The 24,926-nt window shown below is 58.1% G+C and carries 23 protein-coding genes; 12 read left to right on the forward strand and 11 right to left on the reverse strand.

Features of this window, described 5'->3' with window-relative positions; translation table 11 throughout:
* The first annotated feature begins 146 nt into the window (after positions 1-146).
* Together N7220_RS03435 and N7220_RS03440 are read left to right on the forward strand one after the other, a co-directional pair.
* Positions 147-1,238: a hypothetical protein gene (locus N7220_RS03435; protein WP_283150081.1), complete on the forward strand. Its 1,092-nt coding sequence runs from the start codon at positions 147-149 to the stop codon at positions 1,236-1,238.
* A gap of 30 nt (positions 1,239-1,268) precedes the next feature.
* The gene (locus N7220_RS03440) at positions 1,269-1,577 is read left to right on the forward strand and encodes a (2Fe-2S) ferredoxin domain-containing protein (RefSeq protein ID WP_283150082.1); all 309 of its coding nucleotides are present in this window, start codon (positions 1,269-1,271) and stop codon (positions 1,575-1,577) included.
* A 92-nt stretch (positions 1,578-1,669) separates the two neighbouring features.
* On the opposite strand, the gene N7220_RS03445 is transcribed toward N7220_RS03440, so the two are convergent.
* The 4 genes from N7220_RS03445 to N7220_RS03460 form a co-directional block, all read right to left on the reverse strand.
* A complete protein-coding gene (locus N7220_RS03445) occupies positions 1,670-2,839 on the reverse strand; it encodes a cation diffusion facilitator family transporter (protein WP_283150083.1) in 1,170 nt (389 codons plus the stop codon).
* Entirely contained in the window at positions 2,839-4,158 is a 1,320-nt protein-coding gene (locus tag N7220_RS03450) for an ABC transporter ATP-binding protein (protein WP_283150084.1), read from the reverse strand. Before N7220_RS03450 ends, N7220_RS03445 begins: the two co-directional genes overlap by 1 nt.
* 117 nt (positions 4,159-4,275) lie before the next feature.
* Positions 4,276-6,009 (reverse strand): ABC transporter permease, encoded by a 1,734-nt coding sequence (locus N7220_RS03455; RefSeq protein WP_283150085.1) that lies wholly within the window; start codon positions 6,007-6,009, stop codon positions 4,276-4,278.
* 84 nt (positions 6,010-6,093) lie between these two features.
* Positions 6,094-6,648, reverse strand: coding sequence for a DUF4337 domain-containing protein (locus N7220_RS03460; protein WP_283150086.1), 555 nt, complete (start codon positions 6,646-6,648; stop codon positions 6,094-6,096).
* A 313-nt stretch (positions 6,649-6,961) separates the two neighbouring features.
* Here N7220_RS03460 and N7220_RS03465 point away from each other — a divergent pair, with 313 nt between their 5' ends.
* The 4 genes from N7220_RS03465 to N7220_RS03480 all read left to right on the forward strand — a co-directional run bounded on the left by N7220_RS03465 (position 6,962) and on the right by N7220_RS03480 (position 9,195).
* Positions 6,962-7,453, forward strand: a complete 492-nt coding sequence (locus tag N7220_RS03465) for a hypothetical protein (RefSeq protein WP_283150087.1) — start codon at positions 6,962-6,964, stop codon at positions 7,451-7,453.
* 10 nt (positions 7,454-7,463) lie between these two features.
* On the forward strand, positions 7,464-7,916 hold the full coding sequence (locus tag N7220_RS03470) for a c-type cytochrome (RefSeq protein WP_283150088.1): 453 nt from the start codon (positions 7,464-7,466) through the stop codon (positions 7,914-7,916).
* Positions 7,917-8,072: 156 nt separating this feature from the next.
* Positions 8,073-8,603, forward strand: a complete 531-nt coding sequence (locus N7220_RS03475) for a DUF4337 domain-containing protein (protein ID WP_283150089.1) — start codon at positions 8,073-8,075, stop codon at positions 8,601-8,603.
* A gap of 130 nt (positions 8,604-8,733) precedes the next feature.
* Positions 8,734-9,195 (forward strand): Mpo1 family 2-hydroxy fatty acid dioxygenase, encoded by a 462-nt coding sequence (locus N7220_RS03480; protein WP_283150090.1) that lies wholly within the window; start codon positions 8,734-8,736, stop codon positions 9,193-9,195.
* 105 nt (positions 9,196-9,300) lie between these two features.
* On the opposite strand, the gene N7220_RS03485 is transcribed toward N7220_RS03480, so the two are convergent.
* From N7220_RS03485 to N7220_RS03515, 7 genes are all read right to left on the reverse strand, one after another.
* Positions 9,301-9,639, reverse strand: a complete 339-nt coding sequence (locus N7220_RS03485; RefSeq protein ID WP_283150091.1) for a hypothetical protein — start codon at positions 9,637-9,639, stop codon at positions 9,301-9,303.
* A gap of 141 nt (positions 9,640-9,780) precedes the next feature.
* Positions 9,781-10,131 carry a hypothetical protein gene (locus tag N7220_RS03490; RefSeq protein WP_283150092.1) on the reverse strand — a complete coding sequence of 117 codons (351 nt, stop codon included), beginning with the start codon at positions 10,129-10,131 and terminating at the stop codon, positions 9,781-9,783.
* A 118-nt stretch (positions 10,132-10,249) separates the two neighbouring features.
* A complete protein-coding gene (gene ltaE / locus N7220_RS03495) occupies positions 10,250-11,281 on the reverse strand; it encodes a low-specificity L-threonine aldolase (RefSeq protein WP_283150093.1) in 1,032 nt (343 codons plus the stop codon).
* 454 nt (positions 11,282-11,735) lie between these two features.
* The gene (locus tag N7220_RS03500; protein ID WP_283150094.1) at positions 11,736-12,092 is read right to left on the reverse strand and encodes a DUF1304 domain-containing protein; all 357 of its coding nucleotides are present in this window, start codon (positions 12,090-12,092) and stop codon (positions 11,736-11,738) included.
* A 118-nt stretch (positions 12,093-12,210) separates the two neighbouring features.
* Complete coding sequence (locus N7220_RS03505; protein ID WP_283150095.1) at positions 12,211-13,353, reverse strand: trans-sulfuration enzyme family protein; 1,143 nt, start codon at positions 13,351-13,353, stop codon at positions 12,211-12,213.
* Between the two features lie 169 nt (positions 13,354-13,522).
* Positions 13,523-16,117, reverse strand: coding sequence for an ATP-binding protein (locus tag N7220_RS03510; protein ID WP_283150096.1), 2,595 nt, complete (start codon positions 16,115-16,117; stop codon positions 13,523-13,525).
* Positions 16,118-16,126: 9 nt separating this feature from the next.
* Positions 16,127-16,852, reverse strand: a complete 726-nt coding sequence (locus N7220_RS03515; protein WP_283150097.1) for a response regulator — start codon at positions 16,850-16,852, stop codon at positions 16,127-16,129.
* 435 nt (positions 16,853-17,287) lie between these two features.
* On the opposite strand from N7220_RS03515, the gene N7220_RS03520 reads away from it, so the two are divergent.
* The 6 genes from N7220_RS03520 (at position 17,288) to N7220_RS03545 (ending at position 24,922) form a co-directional block, all read left to right on the forward strand.
* The gene (locus N7220_RS03520) at positions 17,288-17,974 is read left to right on the forward strand and encodes a response regulator (protein ID WP_283150098.1); all 687 of its coding nucleotides are present in this window, start codon (positions 17,288-17,290) and stop codon (positions 17,972-17,974) included.
* A gap of 183 nt (positions 17,975-18,157) precedes the next feature.
* Positions 18,158-18,541, forward strand: coding sequence for a response regulator (locus N7220_RS03525; protein ID WP_283150099.1), 384 nt, complete (start codon positions 18,158-18,160; stop codon positions 18,539-18,541).
* Positions 18,542-18,782: 241 nt separating this feature from the next.
* Complete coding sequence (locus tag N7220_RS03530) at positions 18,783-22,313, forward strand: response regulator (RefSeq protein ID WP_283150100.1); 3,531 nt, start codon at positions 18,783-18,785, stop codon at positions 22,311-22,313.
* Complete coding sequence (locus tag N7220_RS03535; protein ID WP_283150101.1) at positions 22,313-23,134, forward strand: CheR family methyltransferase; 822 nt, start codon at positions 22,313-22,315, stop codon at positions 23,132-23,134. Before N7220_RS03530 ends, N7220_RS03535 begins: the two co-directional genes overlap by 1 nt.
* Positions 23,131-23,754 (forward strand): chemotaxis protein CheB, encoded by a 624-nt coding sequence (locus tag N7220_RS03540; RefSeq protein ID WP_283150102.1) that lies wholly within the window; start codon positions 23,131-23,133, stop codon positions 23,752-23,754. The genes N7220_RS03535 and N7220_RS03540 overlap by 4 nt, the downstream gene beginning before the upstream one ends.
* Complete coding sequence (locus N7220_RS03545) at positions 23,741-24,922, forward strand: hybrid sensor histidine kinase/response regulator (protein WP_283150103.1); 1,182 nt, start codon at positions 23,741-23,743, stop codon at positions 24,920-24,922. The genes N7220_RS03540 and N7220_RS03545 overlap by 14 nt, the downstream gene beginning before the upstream one ends.
* Positions 24,923-24,926: the final 4 nt, after the last annotated feature.

The following is a 24,926-nucleotide window of genomic DNA, read 5'->3' on the forward strand; positions in this document are numbered from 1 at the left end:
ACGCAGCTGCTGCATCCCAACAGGCCTTTGAATCTATCGAAATTGGCCTGGATTGTCAAACAATTCAAGGGCATGGAAAAACCGATTTGCAAGACCAGTAATTTACAGCAAGAGCGTATAATTTTGTCTTTTTGCCAGATACCGCCATGACGCTGCCAGACCCCCGGTTGTACCCTCGCGTGAACGCCAACAACCCGGCCATTCGCGCGCTGATGTCGTTGTTAACCGAACGTGACGCGGAACAGGTCAAACTGAAACGCGGCGCGCTGGACGCCTTGATTTGTGAGCTTTTACAGGCAAATGACCACGGCGCCCTGCATGCTGCCCTGACGCAGGCACCGTCACAATATGCTTACAGCATACTATGGGAATCGTTGCGCAAGGCCGTTGAACAGCCAGAGTCTTACAACGAACAATGGGCAGTTCCATTTGCGATTCCGGTGGTTCTGGTCGCTGGCGTGAAGGGTCAAACCAACCTGCCAGGCAAGCTGAATGACCTGGATACGGTCACCAAAATTCTCAAAAATCATGACATTTTTGCTACAGATGCCGATGTATGGCTGTCCGCGCAGCTGGCTCATCCGGAACAACTGGCAGAAATCAACCCGGCGCAACTGACCCGCTGGCGCGATCAATTGCAGTACGCCAGTGGCGGTTTGCCGGTGAACTTTGCCGAAGCGCCAGTGCCACTAAAAGATGAAGGCGTGTTTCTGCGCTACCTGGTAGGCGTTGCGATCCAGAAGAAAACAGCGGCTCCGGCCGTCAAACTGGGTGGTCAGGTGAGTGCCTGGGGCGTGCCGCTGGCACAGGAACTGGGTAAACAATTGCAAACCGCTGGCGTTACCCTGTTTGCCATTCCACGGGTGCCGCAAACCTGGTTGGCAGCGCAGGAAAGCGGTCGGATCACGCAACTGGAAACCCGTTTGCAGGTGGCAGCCAGCAACGCACTGCGCAGCATTCGCACCGCAGGTCGCACGCCGGTGGTGACCATTGCCGCGCATGAGCCCGGTGAAATCCGCATTACCTTTAGCGCGCAAGAAGACAGCGAGCGTTGGGAAGGTTACGTCTGGCCATTGGCGCCGCTGGACGAAACCGAACAAGTGGTCGCCTTTGCCCGGGAGCTATTTGCCGAGTGCCACGTGGATGACCTGCGTTTTATCGACGCCGTGCAGCCTGACCGCATTGGCGAACTGCCGTTCTTTGTTACCGCACACATTGCACCAGCGGCGCATCATTAACCTGAACGCACTGACTGAGGGACTTACCCCATGAGCTTTTTCAAACATCATGTGTTTTTCTGTACCAACCAGCGTGGTCCAGGTGAAAGCAGCTGCAATGATTGCGGTGCTTCGCAGATGCAGGCCTATGCCAAAGATCGCGTAAAAGCACTCAAGCTCAATGGTCCGGGCAAGGTGCGTATCAACAAGGCGGGCTGTCTGGATCGCTGTGATGACGGCCCGGTGTTGGTTATCTATCCGGAAGGCACCTGGTACCGTTATGTGGACGAAGAAGATATCGATGAGATCGTCGATTCCCATCTGGTCAAAGGCCAGATCGTGGATCGGCTCAAGATTTAAGCTTCTGCTGACGTAAAAACAGAAACAGCCCCTTCTTGCAGGGGCTGTTTTCACGTTGTGGTCAGGTTATTGGCAAATACTCGCAACGCAGCCTATTGCACCGGGTGAGTTACAGGCTCGCGGCGCCAGACGGTCAGATCAACCGGCACGCCCAAAGTTGTGTTCAGATAAGTACGAAGGGCAATTTCATCCACTGTTGCCCCCTCTGCTGCCAACTGCAACGCCACGCTCAAGCGCCCGTCCACATAATGCAGGGTGATATCCCAATCGCAGGGCGACAATTGCGTCAGTGCGCTGGCCAGCACGCCCAACACTTGTTCACGGGCAGGTAGTCTGGGGTCGATGGATTCGGTCTGTTCACGCGGATCGATATGAATCTGCACATCCAGCACCGGAAAATGCGCCAATACGGCTTGCCGCGCCAGCACCGCAATGTGGTGGCCTTCGCTCACGCTGATGCGCGGGGCGACTTCCAGATGGGCATCCACCAGCGCCTGATCGCCCATTTTTCGGGTTCGCAGATCATGTACATCCAGCACGCCGGGCGTGGTTTCCAGCGCCTGGCGAATCTTGTGTACGTCATCCAGCGGCAAAGCGCGGTCCATCAGGTCATTGAGCGCATCCCAGCTGAACGACCAGCCCATGCGCCCCACTACCACCGCCACAATCACCGCGGCCAACGGGTCCAGCACCGGATAACCGGCTAGATTGCCCGCCACGCCCACCAGCACCACTACGGAAGAAGCCGCATCGGAGCGCGCATGCCAGGCATTGGCGACCAGCATGGACGAATTCACTCGCTTGGCTTCGCGCAGCATGTAGCGAAACAACGACTCTTTGGTGACGATGGCGATCACGGCGATCCACAGCGCAATGGCATGCACCTTGGGGATCAGTTCATGATTCTGGATTTTGCCAACGGCACCCCACAGCATGCCTGCTGCGACCACCAGCAAGATCACACCCAGCGCCAGCGAAGCGGCATTCTCGAAGCGTGCGTGGCCGTACTGATGATCGTCATCGGCGGCTTTGTGGCTGTGTTTGTTGGCGAACAGCACCACAAAATCGGCCACCAGATCGGACAGCGAATGCAAACCATCCGCAATCAAACCTTGCGAGTGGGCGAACACGCCGACCACGATCTGCCCGGCGCCTAACACCAGATTCACCCAGGCGCTAACCCAGGATGTACGCGATGCCACGGCCTGGCGCAACTCACTGGTCAGGCCGGGACTCTCAAGCGGGTGGTCCGATCTTTGCATCAGGAATCCGCAGTGTTGGTTTCTTCTTCGTCTTGCTCAGGCAAAGCGATCAGCCCGGTATGGAAGCCGTATTCGTAGACTTCGCCATAGCGGCCCCACTCGATGGCCACTTGCAGCACGCGCTCGGCTTCCTCCTGATCCAGCGATTCGCGCAGCAGCTTGAGGAAAGCCTGTTCTGGCAATTCGCCCGATTCGGTTTGCTCCAGGCTGTGGCGGATATGCGCGGCCAGCGGCACATGCGTCAGCAGTTGTTGACCAAAAATCTCCTGGCGCATGGTGTTTTCGGCCTGCACGTAACGATGGCCCAGCGGCGTAATGGCGATATCGCCATGCGCCACTTGCGCCAGCCCCAGCAATTGCAGGGCTTCGGCCAGGGGCAGCAACTCATCATCGGTCAGCTCGGTTTCTTCACCCAGCGCTGGCAAGTCGGCACGGCCATTGAATGGCGGCTCGGACAACAGCTCCAGCAAGCTCTCCATGCGACTGACGTCGGCTTCCGGCAAGCGGTAGGCCAACGGCAATTCGTGCGTGCCCTCGGTGGTGCGACCAGCGCGCGCGCGAGCGGTCATCAAGGCGTAGACCTCATCGATGAGGCTGCGCACTTCGACGCTTTCCGGATTACGCGGACGCGGTAGTGAGATGCGCAACTCGGCGCGCACCCGGCCCGGATCGCTGGCGAAAATCAGTACGCGGTCGGCCATCAGTACGGCCTCTTCGATATTGTGCGACACCACCAGAATGCCCTTCATGGGCGTCTGTTTGCTTTCCCACAGCTCCAGCATATCGTCGCGCAGTTGCTCGCCGGTCAGCACGTCCAGTGCGGAGAAGGCTTCGTCCATCAGCAGGATATCGGGTTCAACCACCAGCGCCCGCGCAATGCCCACACGCTGACGCATGCCACCCGACAATTCGCGCGGCAAGGCGCCGTTAAAGCCGGACAAGCCAATCAGCTCGATCGCATCTTCAGCACGTTTTTCGCGTTCTTCCTGCTGCACGCCGCGTGCTTCCAGACCCAATTCGACGTTTTGCTGCACGGTTAACCAGGGGAACAAGGCAAACGACTGAAACACCATCGAGACGCCACGGGTTGGGCCATACAACGGCTGGCCGCGATATTGCACATCGCCTTTGTCGGCAGAAATCAATCCGGCCATCAAGCGCAGCAGGGTCGACTTACCCGAGCCGGACTGGCCCAGCAACGCCACGATCTCGCCCTCTTGCAGGACAAAATCCACGTCTTCCAGCACCGCGCGTTGCGAGCCGTCGGCAGAACGAAACGACTTGCCGACACCTTTCAGTTCAATCAATGCATTCGCCATTCTTTTCTCCTCTACGCCTGCTTGGTGGCGCGGGGTTAGTACGCTTTGTCAGTTCAGGCGGCCAGCCGACGCTGGCCACTCAAATTCGGAATACCTGCTTGCTGGCGCGCCAGTGCATCAGAAGTGCATGCGTTCTTCAGCAATGCGATACAGGCGGCGCCACAAGAAGTGATTCAGCCCCATCACAAATACGCACATCACGCCGATACCCAGCGCGATACGTGGAAAGTCCCCCACGGCGGTCATGTGGGCAATGTAACTACCCAAGCCATGCGCTTCGAGCGTGGTATGGCCCCAGCTCACGTATTCGGCCACGATACTGGCGTTCCATGAACCACCACTGGCGGTAATGGCGCCAGTCACAAAGCTTGGGAACACCGCTGGCAGCATGTAGCGCTTCCATTTCAGCCAGCCGCTCAAACCAATATTTTGCGCTGCATAACGCAACTCGGTCGGAATACTCGACGCGCCGGCGATCACGTTGAACAGGATGTACCACTGCGTGCCCAGAATGATCAGCGGCGACAACCAGATATCCGGATTCAGGTTCAGCTTGACGATAATCACCACCGCCAGCGGGAATACCAGATTGGCCGGAAAAGCCGCCAGGAACTGCGCTACCGCCTGCAAGCGATCAGCCCAGCGTGGGTTCATGCCTATCCACACCCCAATCGGCACCCACACCACCGCAGCTAGCGCGATCAGGATCATCACGCGGATCAAGGTGTAAATACCCAGCAAGAACACGTGCCCCACTTCGCCGATACCCACTTCGCCCAGAATGAAGTAACCCAGGCGATACACTGCAAACAAACTCAGCGCGGCGATAATGGCGTCGAACACGCGTTCAGCGGTGGAGCTACGGGTAGACACCCGCGCCATAATCGATGTGCCGTCATGCTTTTTACGGAAGTATTTGAAGCTGCGGTCAATCAGCGTCAGCGCCCAGCGTACGGTGCCTTGCATTCGGTCGGTACGACGCAGCCAGGTCAGCAACCACGACTGTTGAGCCGAGCCACCGCCGGTTTCTTCAAAACGGAACTTGTCTGCCCAAGCCAGCAGCGGGCGGAAGAACAATTGGTCGTACAACAAAATGCCGATCAGCATCGCCAGAATCGCCCAGCCGATGGCGGTCAGGTTTTGCGCCTGGATCGCGGCGGCAATGTACGAGCCCATGCCTGGCAGTTTGATATCCTGGTTAGAGACCGAGATAGCCTCCGAGGCCACCACAAAGAACCAGCCGCCGGACATGGACATCATCATGTTCCACAGCAGGCCTGGCATGGCAAACGGCAACTCGAGACGCCAGAAACGGTGCCAGCCCGACATCTGGAATACGCGTGCGGCTTCTTGCAGTTCTGTCGGTACGGTTTTGAGCGACTGATACAGGCTGAACGCCATGTTCCACGCTTGCGAGGTAAAAATCGCAAAAATGGCGGCACATTCAACGCCCAGCAAATTGCCGGGGAACAGCGCGATAAACCCGGTCACCGTGATCGACAGAAAACCCAGAATCGGAATCGACTGCAAGATATCCAGCAGCGGAATCAACACTTTCTCCGCGGCGCGCACCTTGGCGGCCAGCGCGGCAAAAACGCAGGCAAACACCAGCGATGCGGCCATGGCAATAAACATGCGCAAGATGGTGCGCAACAGGTAGTACGGCAGATAAGTTGGATCAAGCGAAATGGCCAGCGTCTGCCCCAACTGGTAGGGCGTGGCCATTTGCGAAGCGCCGTAGCCCAGCAAAACCAGCGCAGACAACACCAGCGGCAGCAAGGCCCAATCCCAGCGATTGCCGGACTCCACCACCTGGCGTGGCAAATACTGGAAGCGGTTCAGATTCATCATTGTTATTGACCTTGTTTATTACAACCGGGGCGCTGATTCACCCCACTTACCGCGGCCACCGCCGGAGCCAGACGACGGTATTGCTTAGCTGAGCAGATTGACGATCCAGTCTGGATGCAAAGCCCAGCCGTTAAAGCCAGCCAGCACAAATGCCGTCCCGAGGATACCAAATACCAGGCTCACTCCCAGCATCCAGCGCAAACGGGTCAAGGCGGTAATCCCCGCCAAGGCCATGGCAATGCCCAGCATGGCGTCTGCCAGATCAAACTGGTCGTCACGGTAGTTTAGTTTGTTGTAGCCCGCATCCTGAGTTTCGGCACTGGCCTTCAATTGCGGTAGTTCTGCCTGGTAGTGCGCCTCTTCCCCGGCGATCTGCGCATGGGCGGTGGCGGCTTTGGGTCCAGACAAAAGCGCAGATAGTAGCAGATCAGAGTTTGCAAGAAGATGAAGCTTGAGCTTGGTGGCTTCATATTCGTTCCAGGTATCCACCGCCTGCATTTTGCTTAGCTGCATCGCCTGGACGATATTGTCGTCCTTGATTTTGGCTAAACCCAGAATCACCGAAAAACACAGCACCAACATCCCTACTGCTTGATTGAGCCGACGTTCGCCGGTTTCGACCGAGACATCTACATCCATTGTTATATCTCCGCGCTGATTATTTTATTTGCCGTTGGCAGACATTGTGAGATTGCACAACGGCTAGCCAGGCGCTCCGGTGCACATCCGGCGCGGGTTTCAGCTTTTTTGCCCGAGCTTGTCATCGCCCGCAGGTCAATGTGCGTTGTATGAGGGCATTCCCCTTGTTGTTCACTGGCGGTACTCCGGCACGCGCTTGAGTACCGTTTCTTTTGTCTAGCGTGAGGGGAAAAGCCGGTTTTTTCCGGTCTTCGTCATGAATCTGCGGCCTACCCTGCTATGCTCCGATGTTGGCCCCCTTCCCGCTTGTACCATGAGCTCACCATCTGGCCACCCCGCCCGCCGCGCGTGGTGGACTTTGCCACTCGCCCTTGTGTTGGCTCTGCAAAGCCGGTTATGGCTGTATTTGCGGCCACTGGCCCAGCTTGTCCTGCAATGGCCGGTGTGGCAAAAGTGGGGAACGCTGCTGGTACGCTGGTTGCAGCGCAGGTCGCCCTGGCAAGCCGTCGCCTGCATGCTCATGCCCATTGCGCTGGCCAATCTGCTCAAGCTGATCTGCGTATACTGGACCGTCCAGGGTCGCTGGTTCGTCGGCGCAGCGCTGTACGTAACCCTCAAAACACTGGAGTTTGGCTGTGTTGCCCTGATCGAACAGGCCTGCCGCCCAACATTGCGGACCGTAAAACTTTATCGCGTGGTGTATCTGCTGATCGCCCGCATCCGACGCTGGACCAATTGCCAGTTACGCCCGTGGCGGCGCTGGTGGTCCGCAGTGCGTGCCGACTTTTTTAGCAAACCAAATTGATCTGATCACAATGAAATTGATAAAGCTGCCCGTTATTGCCCTGTGCCTTGCCGTCTTGCTGGCTGGCTGTTCGCACGAAGACCCGAATTCGCCGGTCTACAAACGCAAACAGGTGTTCAAGGAAATGCTCAGAACCAGCCAGAGCATGCGCGATATGTTGAAAGGCAATGCAACCTGGAATGCGCAGACTTTTGCTGCCAATGCAGCCAAGCTGCAGCAGTTGTCGACCCAACCGTGGCCGTATTTTGTGCCGGTAAACAAAGACGACAGCAGCAAAACCGACGCCAAACCCAATATCTGGGAAAAGCCGCAAGATTTTCACGCTGCGGCCCAGAAGCTGCAGGACAATACCGCCAAATTGCAGCAACTGGCTGCAACTAATGACCCGGCGCAGATCCGCCCGCAGTTCGAGGCCATGGAAGAAAGCTGTACCGCCTGCCACAAGGCGTTTCGCGAGTTCTAAGCCATTTGCCGCATCGTTTTTGTAACCCATATGACAGGGCGCTCCGGCGCCCTTTTGCATTTGCGCCCGCTTTCACACGTCGTTACAGCCAAGCACGATCCAGCACGCCACAATCTGCCGCCGTATCCATTGGTCATTCAAAAAAAGGGACAGAACATGAGCGAAGAAAAGAAAGATCCATGGCTGAATTATCTGGCACTGACCACGGTCATTCTGGCGGTGTGTGCCACGTTGTCGACCTTCAAGGGCGGCGGTTACTCCACCAAAGGCGTTATCAGCCAGGCTCAGGCGTCGGATCAGTGGGCCTACTACCAAGCCAAGGGCGTCAAACAGTATCTGTACCAGATCCAGCGCGACAATCTGGTGTTGCAGCGTGACGCATTGCCGGTAGATAACAAGGCCAGCGCGGCCTACGACGCAAAAATCGCCGACTACAGCAGCAAGGTGCAGCAGTACGACACCGAGAAGCACCACATTGAAGACCTGGCACGCGGGCTGGAAGCCCAACGGGACGACGCGCAACGCCACGGCAAGCCGTTTGGTATTGCGGTGATCTTCCTGCAAGTGGCGATTCTGATCTCCTCAATTGCCGGTTTGTTCAAGCGCAAGGTGCTGTGGCTGTCGGCGCTGCCGGTCGGGCTGGTCGGTGTGCTGTATTTTGTTGATGGCTTTTTTGTGTTGTTCTAAACCGGATTAGCTCACCACTCCTCCTGCCCTCTCGCACGGCTGGCGTTTCAAACGCCAGCATGCTGCACTGCGCATAGGCGCCACTCAAACGGCATGGCTACACTCTGGCATCTGACTGAATGAGATGCCTATGCGCACCGCCAACCAGTGGTTCGATGCCTATAGCGGCGATCACCGCAACCACACAAATCAAACCATCCACTGGATTTGCGTGCCCGTCATTTTATGGTGCACGCTGGCCATGCTCTGGACGATTCCCTCGCCACTGCCACTGCAAGGCTTCTGGGCGCTGCTGGCGATGGCGGCGACGCTAGGGTTTTACACTCGTTTGTCGTATCGCCTCGGGCTGACCATGCTGCTGTGGCTGGCATTGAATACATGGCTGGTCATCGGGGTTTTGAACGCCGCCGGACTGCACGGACTGTGGATGTCGGCGCTGGGCCTGTTTGTGCTGGCATGGATCGGCCAGTTTGTCGGCCACATCATTGAAGGTCGACGCCCTTCGTTCTTTACCGACCTGGCTTATTTGCTGATCGGCCCGGCGTGGTTAATGGGCAAGCTCACCCGGCGTCTGGGCTGGCCGATTGCCTGAAACACTTGCCGCGGGAAGCGAAAATGGCCGCAATGCGGCCATTTTTCCGGGTTGTAGCCCATGCGGCAGGTCTTTATCCGCACGCTCAGGCCACGTTCGTTCTATTCAACCGGGGCCAATTTCGCTACGCAAATAACCCAGGGTGGAGTAAATCCGCGCTACGGTTTCGGCATCTTCCGCATGCCGCAGGCGTGGGGGCGATAAATCGTCTTCTGCGCGGCCGGGTACATGGGCATGGCCATTGGGTTTGGTCTCACGGGTTTGCAAGTGGTCCCGTTCATGCTCAAGTGACTTGATCCATTCCTTGATCTGCCCTCCATGCCTGGTACGCATTTCGTGCTGAAACTCATTCGTCGGCGGATCGCGCAGCTCGGTATTGATTTCCACCTCCCAGGTATCAAGCTGATTCCGCACTTTTTCAAGGTCTAGCAGTGTCGCACTCATAAGGGTACTCCTTGGCAAAAAACCGCTGATCCCCTGTAGTGGCTAGAACCGGCGCGCTTCGACCCGATGTTGCCCGGCGAATTCGCAGCAACGCTCGTGGACAGCCCGGCCCTGGCCCAGGTGATCTGACCCGGCATGCAGTCACGGCAGCGGGTCTTTGGTTTCATCGTCGACCATGGCACGCGATTCTTCCAGTTCGGCAGCCTGAGTAGCTGATAGCTGGCCTGTACCTTGCAAATGCAACAACGATTCAAACCGGCGCAAAGCGGTGTCGTGAGCCGACAGGTGATAGACCTCATCCTTGATGGTGCCCGCCTCAAAGACCGACTTTAGCCGCCAGACCACCTTGTCCAGCGCGATACCTTCCGCCATCAACTCCACCGCCAGATCGCTGCGGGCCCAGCGGGTAGGCAGACCTGCTTCGCGCAGTGCAAAAACCAGGGGCGCGAGTTGCTGAAACTGATTGCGATCTTCGATATCGTCATCATCCATGCAGGAAGGCTCCGCTGGCAGTAGGCAATCGTTCAAGTACAGCACGGGCGAGCCAGCAAAGCCAAAAATGGCAGATTACCGGCCCGCTCGTCAGCGGCAAATGTCGCATCCAGCCCGATCAGGCGGTGATCAGTTCAGCCAGAGCTTGGGCAATACGTTCCACTTCGGCCGCACCCACTTGCCAGTGCGTAACCAGCCGCATCAACCCTTGTTCCGGCGGGTTGGCCTTGATACCACGGGCTTGCAAGCCTGCCATCAACACCGCCACATCGACCGGTCGGGTAAAGCGGAAGAACACCATATTGATATCCAGCGCATCCATATCTACCGTCACACCCGGCAGATGCTGGATGCGTTCGGCCAGCAAACGCGCGTTGGCGTGATCAACGCCCAAACGCAATGACATTTCGTCCAGTGCCAGCAAACCGGGTGCGGCCAGCACGCCAGCCTGACGCAAACCACCGCCCATCAACTTGCGCTTTTTGCGGGCACGTTCGATGAAATCGGTAGCACCGACCAGCATCGATCCCACCGGCGCGGCCAGGCCCTTGGACAGACAGAACATCACACTATCGGCATATTGGGCGATCTGCTGTGCTGGCACTTGCAAGGCTGCGGCGGCGTTAAACAAGCGCGCGCCATCCAGATGCACCTTGATTCCCGCTTCCTGTGCGACTTCCCACGCGGCTTTGCTGTCGGCCAGCGACACCACTTGCCCGCTGGAATAAGCGTTTTCCAGGCACAGCAAAGAGGTCCGCGGCAGATGGATATCCCCACCCGGACGAATACGGCGGCGAATTTCCTCAGGCTTGAGCACGCCACGCGGCGCCGGAATCGGCCGCAGGTTCACGCCAGCGATAATGGCCGCAGCGCCGACCTCATGCCAGACGATATGGCTGTCTTCACCAGCAATCACTTCGTCGCCTTGATCGCAGTGCGTAAACAGCGCCAGCTGATTGCCAAAGGTGCCGCTGGGCACAAACAGCGCGGCGTCTTTGCCCAACACGCTGGCGGCGCGTTGTTCCAGTTGGCTGACCGTGGGGTCGTCACCATAAACATCATCACCGACCGGCGCGGCGGCCATGGCTGCACGCATTGCTGGCGTGGGGTGGGTGACGGTGTCGCTGCGTACATCTATCCATTCAGTCATGCGTGGTTCCTCTGTTTCTGGCGGTGATGCTGGCTTGATTGGTCTGAGGGGATTTTACGCAAATGCGGGGATTTGAGGGGCGATAGAAGTGGTCGCAGCCAGCTCAGTGTGAATGTCCAAAGCTTGTGTTAGTGCCTTCGGCACGTATGTGAAAAGCGTTTGATACCCGGGGGTGCCCGGGAGCACGTTACTTTCTCTTGCGTCGCCAAGAGAAAGTAACCAAAGAGAAGGCGACCCCGCTGCCGCAAGGGGGCCCGAAGTCAAAATCCACAGCAAACCGTCTGCTTACCCAACTCCGTAGCCCGGATGAAGCGTAGCGGGAATCCGGGGAGCAACATTGGTCAATTCCGGTAGAGTCGCCCGCTCACGCGAATGCCCGCTACGTTCCCGCTCCGACGCCATCCAGGCTACGAAGCTACGAAACTGAATAAAATTTTGGGGCGCGAGGCCAACCCTACCCCACCACCACCAACCCCAAAGCCACCACCGCCGGCAAAGCCTGCACAAACAGTATCTTCTTGCCCACCGTCAGTGCTCCAAATACCCCGGCGACGATTACGCAGCTTAAAAAGAAAATTTTCACGGCGAAGCCTGTCGGGCCGAGAAGCAAACCCCACAGCAAACCAGCCGCCAGGAAGCCGTTATACAAACCCTGATTGGCCGCCAGCACTTTGGAGGCTGTGGCAAATTCCGGGGTCAGCCGGAATACTTTGCGTCCGAGCGGTTTATCCCAGAAGAACATTTCCAGCACCAGAAAATACACATGCAAGGCGGCGACGAGGGCGACCAGGATATTGCCGAACAGAGCCATTGTTATCTCCATGTTTTTATTGGGTTGGTCTTGGGTCTGCCAGCGCCCCCACCAGGCGGCGCGCACAAAAAAACGCGGGCCAATGAGTTAACCATTGGCCCGCGTTGGCAAATATCAGTTAATACCCGGCCAAAGCTGTTTCAATATCGGCGATCAGGTCACTCACAGCCTCAATGCCCACGGACAAGCGCACCAGCGTATCGGTGACGCCCAGACGGGAACGCTCGCCGGGCGAGAGATTGGCATGCGTTTGCAAGGCAGGGACAGTGATCAGGCTTTCTACGCCGCCCAGGCTTTCGGCATAGGCAATCAGCCGGGTTTGTTCAATCAAACGGGCCAGCGTGCTGACGTTATCCACCTCAAACGACACGATTGCGCCGGCGCCGGTGGCGAACTGGTTCAGCAAGCGGTGACCAGGGTCTTCGGGCAGCCCGGGATAGAACACGCTTTTGACAAAGTCTTGCTGGTGCAGCCATTGGGCCATGATCTGGGCCGAGGCTTGTTGCTGTTCCAGCCGCAACGCCAGCGTTTTCAGGCCACGCAGCGTGAGCCAGGCATCTTGCGGGGCAAGGACAGCGCCGATGGCGTTTTGCAGGTAGGCCACGCGAGCCGCCAGTTCAGGGTCGCGCACGCACAGAATCCCGGCGATGGTGTCGTTGTGGCCGCCCAGATATTTGGACGCACTATGAATGACCAGATCGGCACCCAGCTCTAACGGGCGCAGCCAGTACGGCGTGAGAAAGGTGTTATCCACCCACAATTGCAGCTTGCTGTCTTTGGCCAGTTTGGCCAGCGCTGGCAAGTCCGCCACAATCTGCAACGGGTTGGACAGGCTCTCGGCCAGGATAGCGCGGGTGTTCGGCAGAATGGCAGCAGCAAACGCATCGACCTGTGCTACCGGCACGTAGGTAACGCTAATGCCGAAGCGGGCAAACACCTGATCCAGCAGGCGCTGGGTGCCACCATATGAACCTTCGGCCACCACCACATGATCGCCCTGATTAAACAGGCACAACGCTGTGCTGATGGCCGCCAGGCCGCTGGCAAAAGCAAACGCGCCCGCGGCACCATCCAGCTTGGCCATGGTTTGTTCCAGCGCCTGACGGGTGGGATTGCCGCTGCGGGTGTAATCAAAGCCGGTGCTCTGGCCCAACGCCGGATGGGCAAAGGTTGCGGTCTGATAAATTGGCATGCTGATGGCCCCGGTGGCGGGGTCGTGGCACGAGCCAGCTTGAGCCAACAACGTTTTGATATCGAGCATGAAAGGTGTCCGGTGGGTACATATTTGCAGAGAGGGCACTCTGCCGCGCTTCAGTCTATGACACGTTGATGGAAGCACAAAGCCTGACATTTCCTGCAGGCTCTTTGAAGTCGCTGAGATTTGCCGATTTCTGCGCTGTTACGGCGCCAGTCACAGCGACACCAAAAACTCACGCCAGCAGCGCGGCCAAATCCGCCCGGACAAACGGCTTGGCCAGAAACACCTGGCCTTCACGCCATGCCGGGTGCGCGCGGTGAATTTCCAGCGGCAGGCCGGACATCAGCACCACCCGTGTTTGCGGCCAACGCTTGGCGATGACGGCGGCCAGCGCAATGCCGTTGCCGCCCATGCCGAGCGAAATATCCGACAACACCAGTTCCACGGGTTCGTTTTGCGCCAGCCAGCGTTGCGCTTCATCCGCGCCAGAGACGCCCGCCGCCTGTGCACCCAGCGTGCGCAACATGGCCAGTGCGGTGTCTTTTACCGCCGGGTCATCCTCGACCACCAGCACGCGCCCAGTCACCTCACCTTCCACCAACGGGCCGGGTAGCAAGATGCGTTCGCTTTCAGCAGAACTGGGTGGTAGCCAGAGCGACACGGTAGTGCCTTTGCCGACCGTACTTTGAATCTGCACGTCGCCGCCGCTTTGCCGCACAAAACCGTAAACGCTGCTGAGCCCCAGACCGCTGCCCTCACCCAGCGCACGCGTGGTGAAGAACGGCTCCATGACTTTGTCGATCAGCTCAGGCTGAATGCCGCTGCCGGTATCGGTAACCGAGATCACCACCGCCTGAGCGATATTGGGCAGGCGCTCGGCGCTGTCACGCAGCTCTATATTCAAGGTCAGCGTACCGCCGTCCGGCATCGCGGCAGCACTGTTGAGCGCCAGATTCAGAATGGCGTTTTCCAGTTGGCCGCGATCAACGCGTACGCTCAATTCACTCGCTGGCGGCTGGAGCACCACGTCAATCCCCGCGCCCACGGCGTATTCGATCAGGTCGAACATTTCGGCCAGCATGCCCTCAACCGGCACCACCTCGGCCTGCAAAGGCTGGCGCCGGGCAAAAGACAACAAACGCCGCGTCAGTTGCGATGCCCGTTCGGCTGAACGCCGCGCCAGTTCGGCCATGCCCAGCGCTTCGGGCTGTTGCTGCAATTTGCCTTCGAGCATTTCCAGATTACCGAGAATGGCGACCAGAAAATTGTTGAAGTCATGCGCCACGCCACCAGTGAGCTGACCCAGCACTTCCATCTTTTGCGCCTGGCGCAAGTCCGCCTCCACTGCGCGGCGCGCGGTCAGATCGCGACACACCGCCACCCAGCCGCCACCCGGCATGCCTTGGCAGTGGAACTCCAGGATGCGCTGATCGGCAAAATGCAATTCGGCGGCAGCGGCAATGCGGGTGTGTCGATCAGTGGTGCGTGTGGCCGTACGCCGCGACACGGCCCGCCAGCGCGCGTGAACCGGTAACGCCTTGCGCAGTTCCAGCAAGCTCATGCCGATATGCAAACGCTGATCCGGCATACCCAGCGCGGCCTGGAACATCGGATTCCAGCCCACCAGGCGACCATCTCCGTCGTGGACTGACACACCGTCGTTCATCGAGCGAAACACGGTTTCCAGCAAACGTTGCTGCGTATCCAGACCTTCGGTCAGCTTTTGTTTTTCCAGCATGTTGGCGCGGAATACCTCAAACGCCCGCGCCAGTTCGCCCACTTCATCCTTGCGGTCAATCGAGGGGATACGCTGTTCGGTATTGCCCGAAGCCAGGCGCGCCAGTACGCGAGTCATGCGCTGCAGCTTGCGCAGCACACGGTCAACATAGGTCACCCCCAGCAGCGCCAGCACCACGCCCACCGCAGCCAGCAAAATCAGCCCGGATTCGCTCGATGACACCACGCGGCGTACGCCTTCGTGGCGCTGCGTGGTGACTTGGCGCAGCTCTTCGACATATTGGGCGGAGCGGGCGTCCAGTTGATCGGCGTGCGCGCGAATCAGCTGCACCAGATAGGTCATGCGTTGTTCGCTGGTCAGAAACTCGTTACGCAGCGCAAACACGTTGTCCGGGCCGTTGCCGATCTGGTACAGCAGTTGCGCCAGTTGTGGCTCGCGCTGGGCCTCGCCCCGAAGACGTACCTGCATCCACAGCGCCTCGCTGTCACTTTCGGCCACGCCCAAAGTGGTGAAGTCGGTCGCCTGAAACGTGCTCATGGTCACGACCCACAAATTGAGCATGGTCGGCGCGTTACGGGCAAACGCCTGGCGGCGGCGCAGGATATCGTTACCGGCCCGCTCGGCATCACGGCGTTCTTCGTTGAGACGTCGCTGCAATTGCCGGTGCAGGCCGGATTGCACCATCAGGCGGGTCAGGTCGCGGTCAATGCCATCCAGTTCGGCACTGGCGGCCAGTTGGTCGCTGGTGTGCTCGGGCAAATCCATCGATAGCAGACGAATGTCGTGCAGCAGGTTGTGCAGCACTTCGGTATCGCTGTGCAACAAATCGGGCGAATCCGTCCCCGCCATCGCCGGTGCAATCGCCGCTACCTGCGCGACTTTCTCTGACAATTTGAGTACGCGGGCGATCTCCGGCACCACGTTAGCTTCGTATTCATCCAGCGCCCGCTGGTTGGCACGCATGCCCATCACGCCGACCACCGCCACCGACAGCGTCACCAGAAACAGCAACAGAAAAGCCACAATCAGCCGCGTGCGGATGCTGGGCATGCGCAAGGTATCGGGCAGACGGGTGCGTAATGGTGGCATGGCGGGCGTTTACAACCGCGTCACGGGCGAGGCGAACAGATAGCCTTCGCCACGTTCGGTGCGGATATACGCTGGCAAGCGCGGATTGGGCTCGATCTTGCGACGCAATCGTAAAATCAAGACGTCGATGGTGCGGTCATACACGTCAATCTCGATGCCGCGGGTATGTTCCAGCAATTGATCTCGTGACCACACCCGGCTGGGGTGCTGCACCATGGCGGCCAGAATGGCGAACTCACCCCGCGTGAGCGAACACGGCTCGCAACCTTGCCGGATCAACACGCGCTTGCCCATATCCAGCACCCAGTCGCCAAAGCTGTAACGCACGCCGCCCGCTTCACCAGGCTGGCGCGGCGGCGACAACTCGGTGCTCCGCCGCAACAACGCGCGCACCCGCGCCAGCAACTCGCGCCCGGAAAACGGCTTGTTGATGAAATCATCCACCGCCATTTCCAGCCCCAGCACACGATCTGTCTCGTCGCCCTGCCCGCTGATCATGATGATGGGCACCGCCGATTTCTGCCGTAAGTCGCGGGCGACGGTCATGCCGTCTTCGCCACGCAGTTTCAGATCCAGAATCACCAGCGAACACGGTTGCGTGGCCAGATGGGCCTGCAGCTCGTCGCCGCGGGCCACCGCACAAACCGCAAAGCCAGCGTCTTCCAGCAATGTTTTTAACCAGAGTCTTACCTGTGCATCGTCATCCAGAATCAGGATGCAATGTCTGTTATCCATACCGATCTCTCCACCTCATGGACGCTCTGCCGGCGCTTGCTTGAGGGTGTTGGTGTGACATCCACTATGGCAGTTGATGCTGCCTTTGGCTTGCAGCATCGTCAACCTGAAAGTCATGCTGTGGTAATCAGCAAATCTACTGATAGGCAAGCAGTGAGAATCGGGCACCGGGCAGCGCGGTCTACGGACGAACCGTGCCCGCCACCATAGCGCACTTATCCCCGGCGACCAGGCGGTGATTGCGGCTAACGGGTTACACTGTGCGATCTGACGCCTTGTGCTCCCGCAGCAACGCCCGACTTCGGGTTTGCGTAAGTCGTGCAGCGCCTGTTTTGCATTGTTTTGCATTTATTCAAGCTCCACATTTCAAGAAGAACTTGCCGGCGTTGGCAGCCCCACTGCTAGCGCCAGCCCCTCAGCCCGAGAAAGACGGTTATGCGCATACTGCTGGTAGAAGACGATATTTTGTTCGGCGACGGTGTAGCCGCTGGCCTGCGTGATGCCGGCTTTACCGTGGACTGGATCACCGACGGCGAAGAAGCGCTCAGTGCGCTGGCCGTGGTGCCGTATGAGGTTGTGGTGCTTGATCTGGGCCTGCCGCGCCGCGATGGCATCACTGTATTGCGCAGCTTGCGCGCCCAGCGTCTGGATATGCCGGTGCTGATCATGACCGCGCGCGATCAGATCGAACAACGGGTGACCGGGCTGGAAAGCGGCGCCGATGATTATCTGACCAAGCCGGTCGCGCTGGCCGAACTGGTCGCTCGCGTGCGTGCCTTGCTGCGACGCGCGCATGGCCGCTCGCAACCGAAAATCGAAGCGGGTTCGCTGATCATCGACCCTGCCGCCCGCCACGTGCATCTGAACGGCAATGAAATCCAGCTCTCGCCGCGTGAATTCCTGTTGCTGGTTGATCTGGTAGAACATCGTGGCATCGCCCGCACCCGTGCCCAACTGGAAGACAGCCTCTATGGTTTTGGCGATGAAGTCGGCAGCAATACGGTCGAAGTCCACGTCCACCATTTGCGCAAAAAGCTGGGCGAAACGCTGATCCGCACCGTGCGGGGCGTGGGTTATCTGTTTGTGCCCGCCAGCCCGGCACCAGCGCATGATCGCGGCTGAACGATCAGCGCAGACCGTACCGCAGCCGACACGGGAGATGCCCCTTTACAGCGGGCTTAGTGTGTTACCCTGGAGTGATAAGGTGTCTCACATTGTTATCAGACGACGCCTACAGCGGTCAGGCGCGCGGGGTTGCACCATATATACCGCCCATTGTTGCCTGCCCCGAACTCGAGAGATGCCATGATGAGTGCCGACCGCCTGACCATACTGTACGTTGAAGACAACGAGATGCTGCGCGCAACCATCGTGGAGTATCTGGAAGAACTGGAGCATCCGGTCACGCCGGTACGTACCGCTGAAGAAGCGTTGCAAAGCCTGGAAACCGATCATTTTGACGTGCTGCTCACCGATGTCAGCTTGCCTGGCCGCTCGGGCATTGATCTGGGCAAGCATGCGCTGGAGCGTTATCCGGATATCCATCTGATTCTGTCATCCGGACATGATGTTTCCGGCACGGCCAAAGACATGCGCAACACTCAATGCCTGGCCAAACCGTTCGATCTGGACCGGATCGACGAAGTGCTGGAATCGGTGCGCCAGTCATTACGCGCCGGGCAATCCTGAATTTGCGCTGCCCGCACCGGGCGGCCCACCCTCTATCCCGCCAGGCAGACCGTTCGCGTCGCGATCTGCCGTCTCACTTTGTCCGTCCATTCTTGTAGGACACAGACCGACATATTTGCCGGTGCAGGCATGACATCATCCGCGCTGCCGCCAGGCTAAGCTCCATTGCGGGCCTTACCCTCGCAACCGCCATCCCGATCAACCGCCCTGTCTGAACACAAGAATAACAACGATGAACGCCATGTCCGATTTGTCTGTGCCCGAAACCGCCTTTCGCCGCATTCTGGCGCGAAATGTGGTGTTGCCATTGCTGGTTGCAGCGGTAACGTCCGTTATCTATATCGGGCTGGTGTTGTATCTGCAAAACGTCAGTCGCTGGGTTGATCATGCCGACCAGGTCATCGGCAAAACCACCAATGCCAGCAAATTGCTGATCGACGCCGAAACCGGTTTGCGCGGCTACGTCATTACCAGTAAAGCCAGTTTTCTGGAGCCTTACAACGCCTCAACCGAACAGTTTCTGGACGTACTGCATGATGCTAAAGAATTAACGCAGGACAATCCGAACCAGCAGGCCTTTTTTAACCGGGCCGAAGCGGCCTATAAAGAGTGGCTTTCGTATTCGCAACAAGTCATCAAACTGCGCCAGCAACAATCGTCCGCCGCCGTAGATTTGATCACCTCTGAAACCGGCAAAGCCAGGATGGACCAGATGCGCGGTTTCTTTGCGCAAATCATCCAGACTGAAGAAGCCCTGCGTGCCCAGCGCAGCCGCGAAACCGAAGCCACCATCAACTGGCTGATCGGGCTGACCCTGGCGATTGGTTTATTGTCCGGCGCTATTCTGGTACTCAGTGGCCGCCGCCAGTTACAACAACTCTCTGGCGTCTACAGTGAAACGCTGGATCGCCAGCGCCAGCACAACCAGGTGCTTGAGCAACAGGCCTGGCTCAAGCAAGGTCAATCTGAAATAGCCAACGTCATGCTGGGGGAGCAAGCCATCAGTACTTTGGCCAGCAATATTCTGGATTTCATGGTGCGCTATCTCGGCGCGTCGGTCGGCGCGGTGTATGTGAGCGAAGACCGGCAGAACTTTACGCGCGTCAGCCAGTACGCACTCAGCCCGGATGCGCTGGACAGCCATCATCAGTTTCAGCTCAAACAAGGCATTGCGGGCCAGGCTGCCGCCGAAAACCGCATTGTTGAACTCAATGAACTGCCGCCGGATTATCTGAGCATCAGTTCCACACTGGGCAGCACCACCCCAGGCTCGGTGTTGATTGTCCCGACCCGTGGCGACCGCTACGTCAATCTGGTGCTGGAGTTATCGTTTCTGGGCGCTATGCCGCCGCGAGCCAGCGAGTTTGCGCACCTGATCGCCCACAATATCGGTACTGCCATCGACTCCGCGCAATACCGCGAGCAACTGCAAGGCGTGTTGAGTGAAACCCAGCAACTGAACGAAGAACTGCAAGCGCAGCAAGAAGAACTCAAAGTTGCCAACGAGGAACTGGAAGAACAGTCTCGCTCGCTCAAAGAATCGCAAGCGCGCATGGAAGGCCAGCAAGCCGAACTGGAACAGAACAACGAACAACTGGAAGAACAGGCCCAAGCGCTACAGCTGCAAAAATCCGAACTGGATGAACGCAATAGCGCCTTGCATGAGGCGCATCTGGAACTGGAAACGCGCGCCGATGAACTGCAACGCTCCAGCCGCTACAAAAGCGAGTTCCTTGCCAATATGTCGCATGAATTGCGCACGCCGCTGAACAGTGCGCTGATTTTGTCCAAGCTGCTGGCCGACAATCCTAAAGGCAATCTGGACGAGGAACAGGTGAAATTTGCCTCGTCGATTTATGGCGCGGGCAATGATTTACTCACGCTGATCAACGACATTCTCGATCTATCCAAGGTTGAAGCCGGCAAGCTGGATATCTGGCCCGAATCCGTACCGGTCAAACGCTTGCTAAACGGGCTGGAACAACTGTTTACGCCACTGGCGCAAAGCAAAAGTATTGAGCTGCAAGTCATCACCCGCACCGATCTGCCCGAAACACTGATTACCGATTCCGCACGCCTGCAGCAGATCCTGAAAAACCTGCTGTCCAATGCCATCAAATTTACCGAAAAAGGCACGGTTCATATCGTGGCCGGTTTGCATGCGCCCGGGCAGATCGCCTTTGCGGTATCCGACACCGGCATTGGCATTGCTGAACATGAATTGACTGCCATTTTTGACGCCTTCCACCAAGCCGATGGCGCAACCAATCGCAAATTTGGCGGCACTGGTCTGGGTCTGACTATTTCGCGCGATCTGGCGGGTTTGCTGGGCGGCCAGATCATTGCCCAAAGCACACCGGGCGTGGGCAGCACCTTCTCGCTGGTCCTGCCGCTGGTGCTGGCCGCACAGCCAGAAGAAACCACGCCACAACGGAACGCAGGCTCCGGTGCGCCACCGGTACGCCTGCAGGAAAGCCCCACGCCACAGACGAGTATCCCGGCCCAAAGCCAGAATCCGCTCGAGAATCAGCACGAGAACGCGGAGCAAGTCCCCGTGTTCGATGACCGCAATAATTTGCGCCCGGATGCCCGCACCGTGCTGATCATTGAAGATGAAGCCACGTTTGCGCGGATTCTCTACACACTGGGCAACGAACTCGGCTTTAACTGCGTGCTGTCCAGCAATGCCCAGAACGGGTTTGATCTGGCACTCAAACTGATGCCTGACGCCGTATTGCTGGATATGAAACTGCCAGATCAATCCGGCATGACCGTGCTGGAAGCGCTTAAGGAAGAACCGCGCACCCGGCATATTCCGGTGCATGTCATTTCCGGGATTGACAGCAGCCACGCCGCCTTGCAAGCCGGGGCAATTGGTTATGCGCTCAAGCCCACCGATCGCGCCGCCCTGCGCAAAGTGTTTGGCAAGATCGAGGCCAAGCTGGCGCAATCCATCAAGCACGTGCTGGTAGTCGAAGACGACCCGTTGCAGCGTGAAAGCATGATGAAGCTGATTGCCGACGAGGACGTCAAAATCACTGCAGTGGCATTGGCCGAAGAAGCGCTAACTCATCTCAAGCAAACCGACTTTGACTGCATGGTGGTTGATCTGACCTTGCCGGATATGGCCGGGCATGAGCTGCTCAAACGCATGGCCCGCGACACGGCGTATTCGTTCCCGCCAGTGATCGTGTACACCGGCCGCGTGCTCTCGCGTGAAGAAGAAGCCGAACTGCGCCGTTATTCGCACTCCATCATCATCAAAGGCGCGCGCTCGCCGGAACGGTTGCTGGATGAAGTCACCCTCTTCTTGCACCGCGTGGAAAACACGCTCGCCCCGGAACGCCAGCAAATGCTCAAAATCGCGCGCAGCCGCGAGAAAGCCTTTGAAGGGCGCAAGATCATGGTGGTGGACGACGACGTGCGCAATATCTTTGCCCTGACCAGCGCGCTAGAACCCAAAGGCGCCAGCATCGTAATCGGCCGCAATGGCCGCGACGCCATCGACAAACTTGAGGCCGATCCGGATATCGATCTGGTACTGATGGACATCATGATGCCGGAAATGGACGGCTACACCGCCATGCGCCATTTGCGTAAAGACCCGCGCTTTGCCCGTTTGCCCATCATCGCGGTCACCGCCAACGCCATGCGTGACGATCAGGAAAAATGCCTGGCTGCTGGCGCGAACGACTATCTGGCCAAGCCGATTGATCTGGACAAACTGCTGTCGTTAATCCGGGTCTGGATGCCCAAAATTGGACGCGTCTAATGTATCCCGCTACCGATTTTGATATCGAACTCAGATTGCTGATTGAAGCGATCTATCTCAAATACAGCTACGATTTTCGGGATTACTCGCCAGCGTCGATGAAGCGACGTGTGACGCATGCCTTGCAGCAGTTTGATTGCCCAACTGTGTCGACGCTGCAGCACCGCGTGATTCATGAGCCCGATTGTTTTCCGGCGCTGTTGCAATACCTGACGATTCCGGTGAGCGAGATGTTCCGCGATCCGGCTTACTTTCTGGCTTTGCGGGAACAAGTGCTGCCCATTTTGCACACTTATCCCAGCGTGAAAGTCTGGATAGCCGGCTGCAGCACCGGCGAAGAAGTATATTCAATGGCGATCATGCTCAAAGAAGCCGGTTTGCTGGATCGGGCAATCATCTACGCCACCGACATCAACCCGCGCAGCCTGGAAAAAGCCGAAGCGGGCATCTACCCGATCGACAGCTTGCCGTTGTTTGAACGCAATTACCGGCAAGCTGGCGGCAAAGGCGAATTGTCTGACTACTACACCGCTGCCTATGGCTCGGTTTTGTTCGACAAGCAATTGCGTCGCAATGTGACCTTTGCCGATCACAGCCTTGCCACCGACAGCGTGTTTTCCGAGGTGCAGCTGATCTCGTGCCGTAATGTGCTGATCTACTTCAACCGCGAATTGCAGAACCGCGCTTTTGGCTTGTTTCACCAGGCGCTGGTGCATCGCGGGTTTATGGGGCTGGGTTCCAAAGAAACGGTGCAGTTCTCTGACTATGCCAATCGGTTTGAGGCATTTGCCAAACCGGAACGGGTCTTTCGCAAGCTATGACACTGCGCCTGCGACCTCGCCCCAAGCCAACCACGCCACTGCCCCAAACCGTGCTGATTGGGGGTTCGGCTGGCAGTGTCGAAGCACTGGGCCAGATATTGCCTATGCTGCCAGAGCACTTTGCGGCGGCGGTGGTCGTGGTGGTGCATTTGCCCGCCGACAGCGCCAGTTTGCTGGTCGATATTTTTGCTCCCCGAGTCAACCTGACCGTTCAGGAGGTACACGACAAAGTGCAACTGCTTGCTGGCAACATCTACTTTGCGCCACCGGACTACCACGTACTGGTAGAGGCCGATGGCACGTTGGCACTTAGCCGCGATGCGCCGGTGCACTTTTGCCGCCCGGCCATAGACGTGCTGTTTGAAACCGCAGCCGATGCGCTGGGCGCCCGCGCCATTGGCGTGGTGTTGACGGGTGCCAATGAAGACGGCGCAGCGGGTCTGGCTTATCTGGCGCGCACCGGCGCAACAACGCTGATACAAGACCCGAAAGATGCCAGCATGCCCACCATGCCCGACGCCGCGTTGTCGTTAAGTCGCGTTGACCGGGTTTTGCCTGCAGCACAAATCGGCCTGGCACTGGCCGACATCGTTCAAGGAAAAGCCGATGCCCTCCGCTAAGGCGCAAATTCTGATCGTGGACGATCTGGCCGAGAATCTGCTGGCGCTGGAGGCGTTGATCCGTCACGACGATCTGGAAATACACCGCGCGCTATCCGGGCTGGATGCGCTGGAATTGATTCTCGTCCACGACTTCGCACTGGCCTTGATCGACGTGCAGATGCCCGGCATGAACGGCTTTGAGCTGGCTGAGTTCATGCGCGGCACCGAGAAATCCAAACACGTACCCATTGTTTTTGTCACCGCTGGCGACAAAGAACACTTTGCCTTCAAGGGCTATGAAAGTGGCGCGGTGGACTTTCTGCACAAGCCGCTGGATGCGCACGCGGTCAAAAGCAAAATCAATATTTTCGTCGAATTGCATCACCAACGTCTGGCCATGCGCTGCCAGTTACAGGCACTGGAAACCAGCCGCGCCGAGCAGGAAAAACTGCTGCAACAACTGCAGCACACGCAGGGCGACCTGCAACAGGCGGTGCGCGTGCGCGACGATTTCATGGCGATGACCTCGCATGAGCTGAAAACCCCGCTCGCCGCCCTCAAACTGCAAAACCAGTTACGCCAGCGCCATCTGGATCAGGACAACACCGACGCATTCACACCAGACAAGCTGCGCAAGATGCTCGCCACCGATGCCCGTCTGGTGGATAGCGTCATCCGCCTGATCGATGACATGCTGGACGTCACTCGCATTCGCTTTGGCAAGCTCTCCTACTCACCCAGCCATTTTGATCTGGGCGAACTGGTGCATGAGGTCGTCGACCGTTTCTCTGAACAACTCACTTTGAGTAACAGCGGCTATCAGGTGGATGTGGCGCAAGGCGTCGCCGGCGTGTGGGACCGCTACCGGCTGGATCAGGTCATCTCCAATCTGATTACCAATGCCATTCGTTATGGCAACGGCAAGCCCGTCAGTATTCGTTTACATGCTGACCGGCAGCGCGCATTCATCAGCGTGCGCGATCACGGCATTGGCATTGCGCCAGCCGATCAGGCGCGCATTTTCCAGGTCTTCGAACGAGCAGCAGACACTCACGCCATGGGCGGATTGGGGCTGGGCTTGTTTATTGTGGCGCAGATTATTGAAGCGCATGGCGGGCACATCCAGCTCGAAAGTGCGCCGGGTGAAGGATCAACCTTTAACGTGGAATTACCACTAACTCTGTAGTGAG

It is taken from the genome of Silvimonas soli (genome assembly GCF_030035605.1).
Classification (GTDB): Bacteria; Pseudomonadota; Gammaproteobacteria; order Burkholderiales; family Chitinibacteraceae; genus Silvimonas; species Silvimonas soli.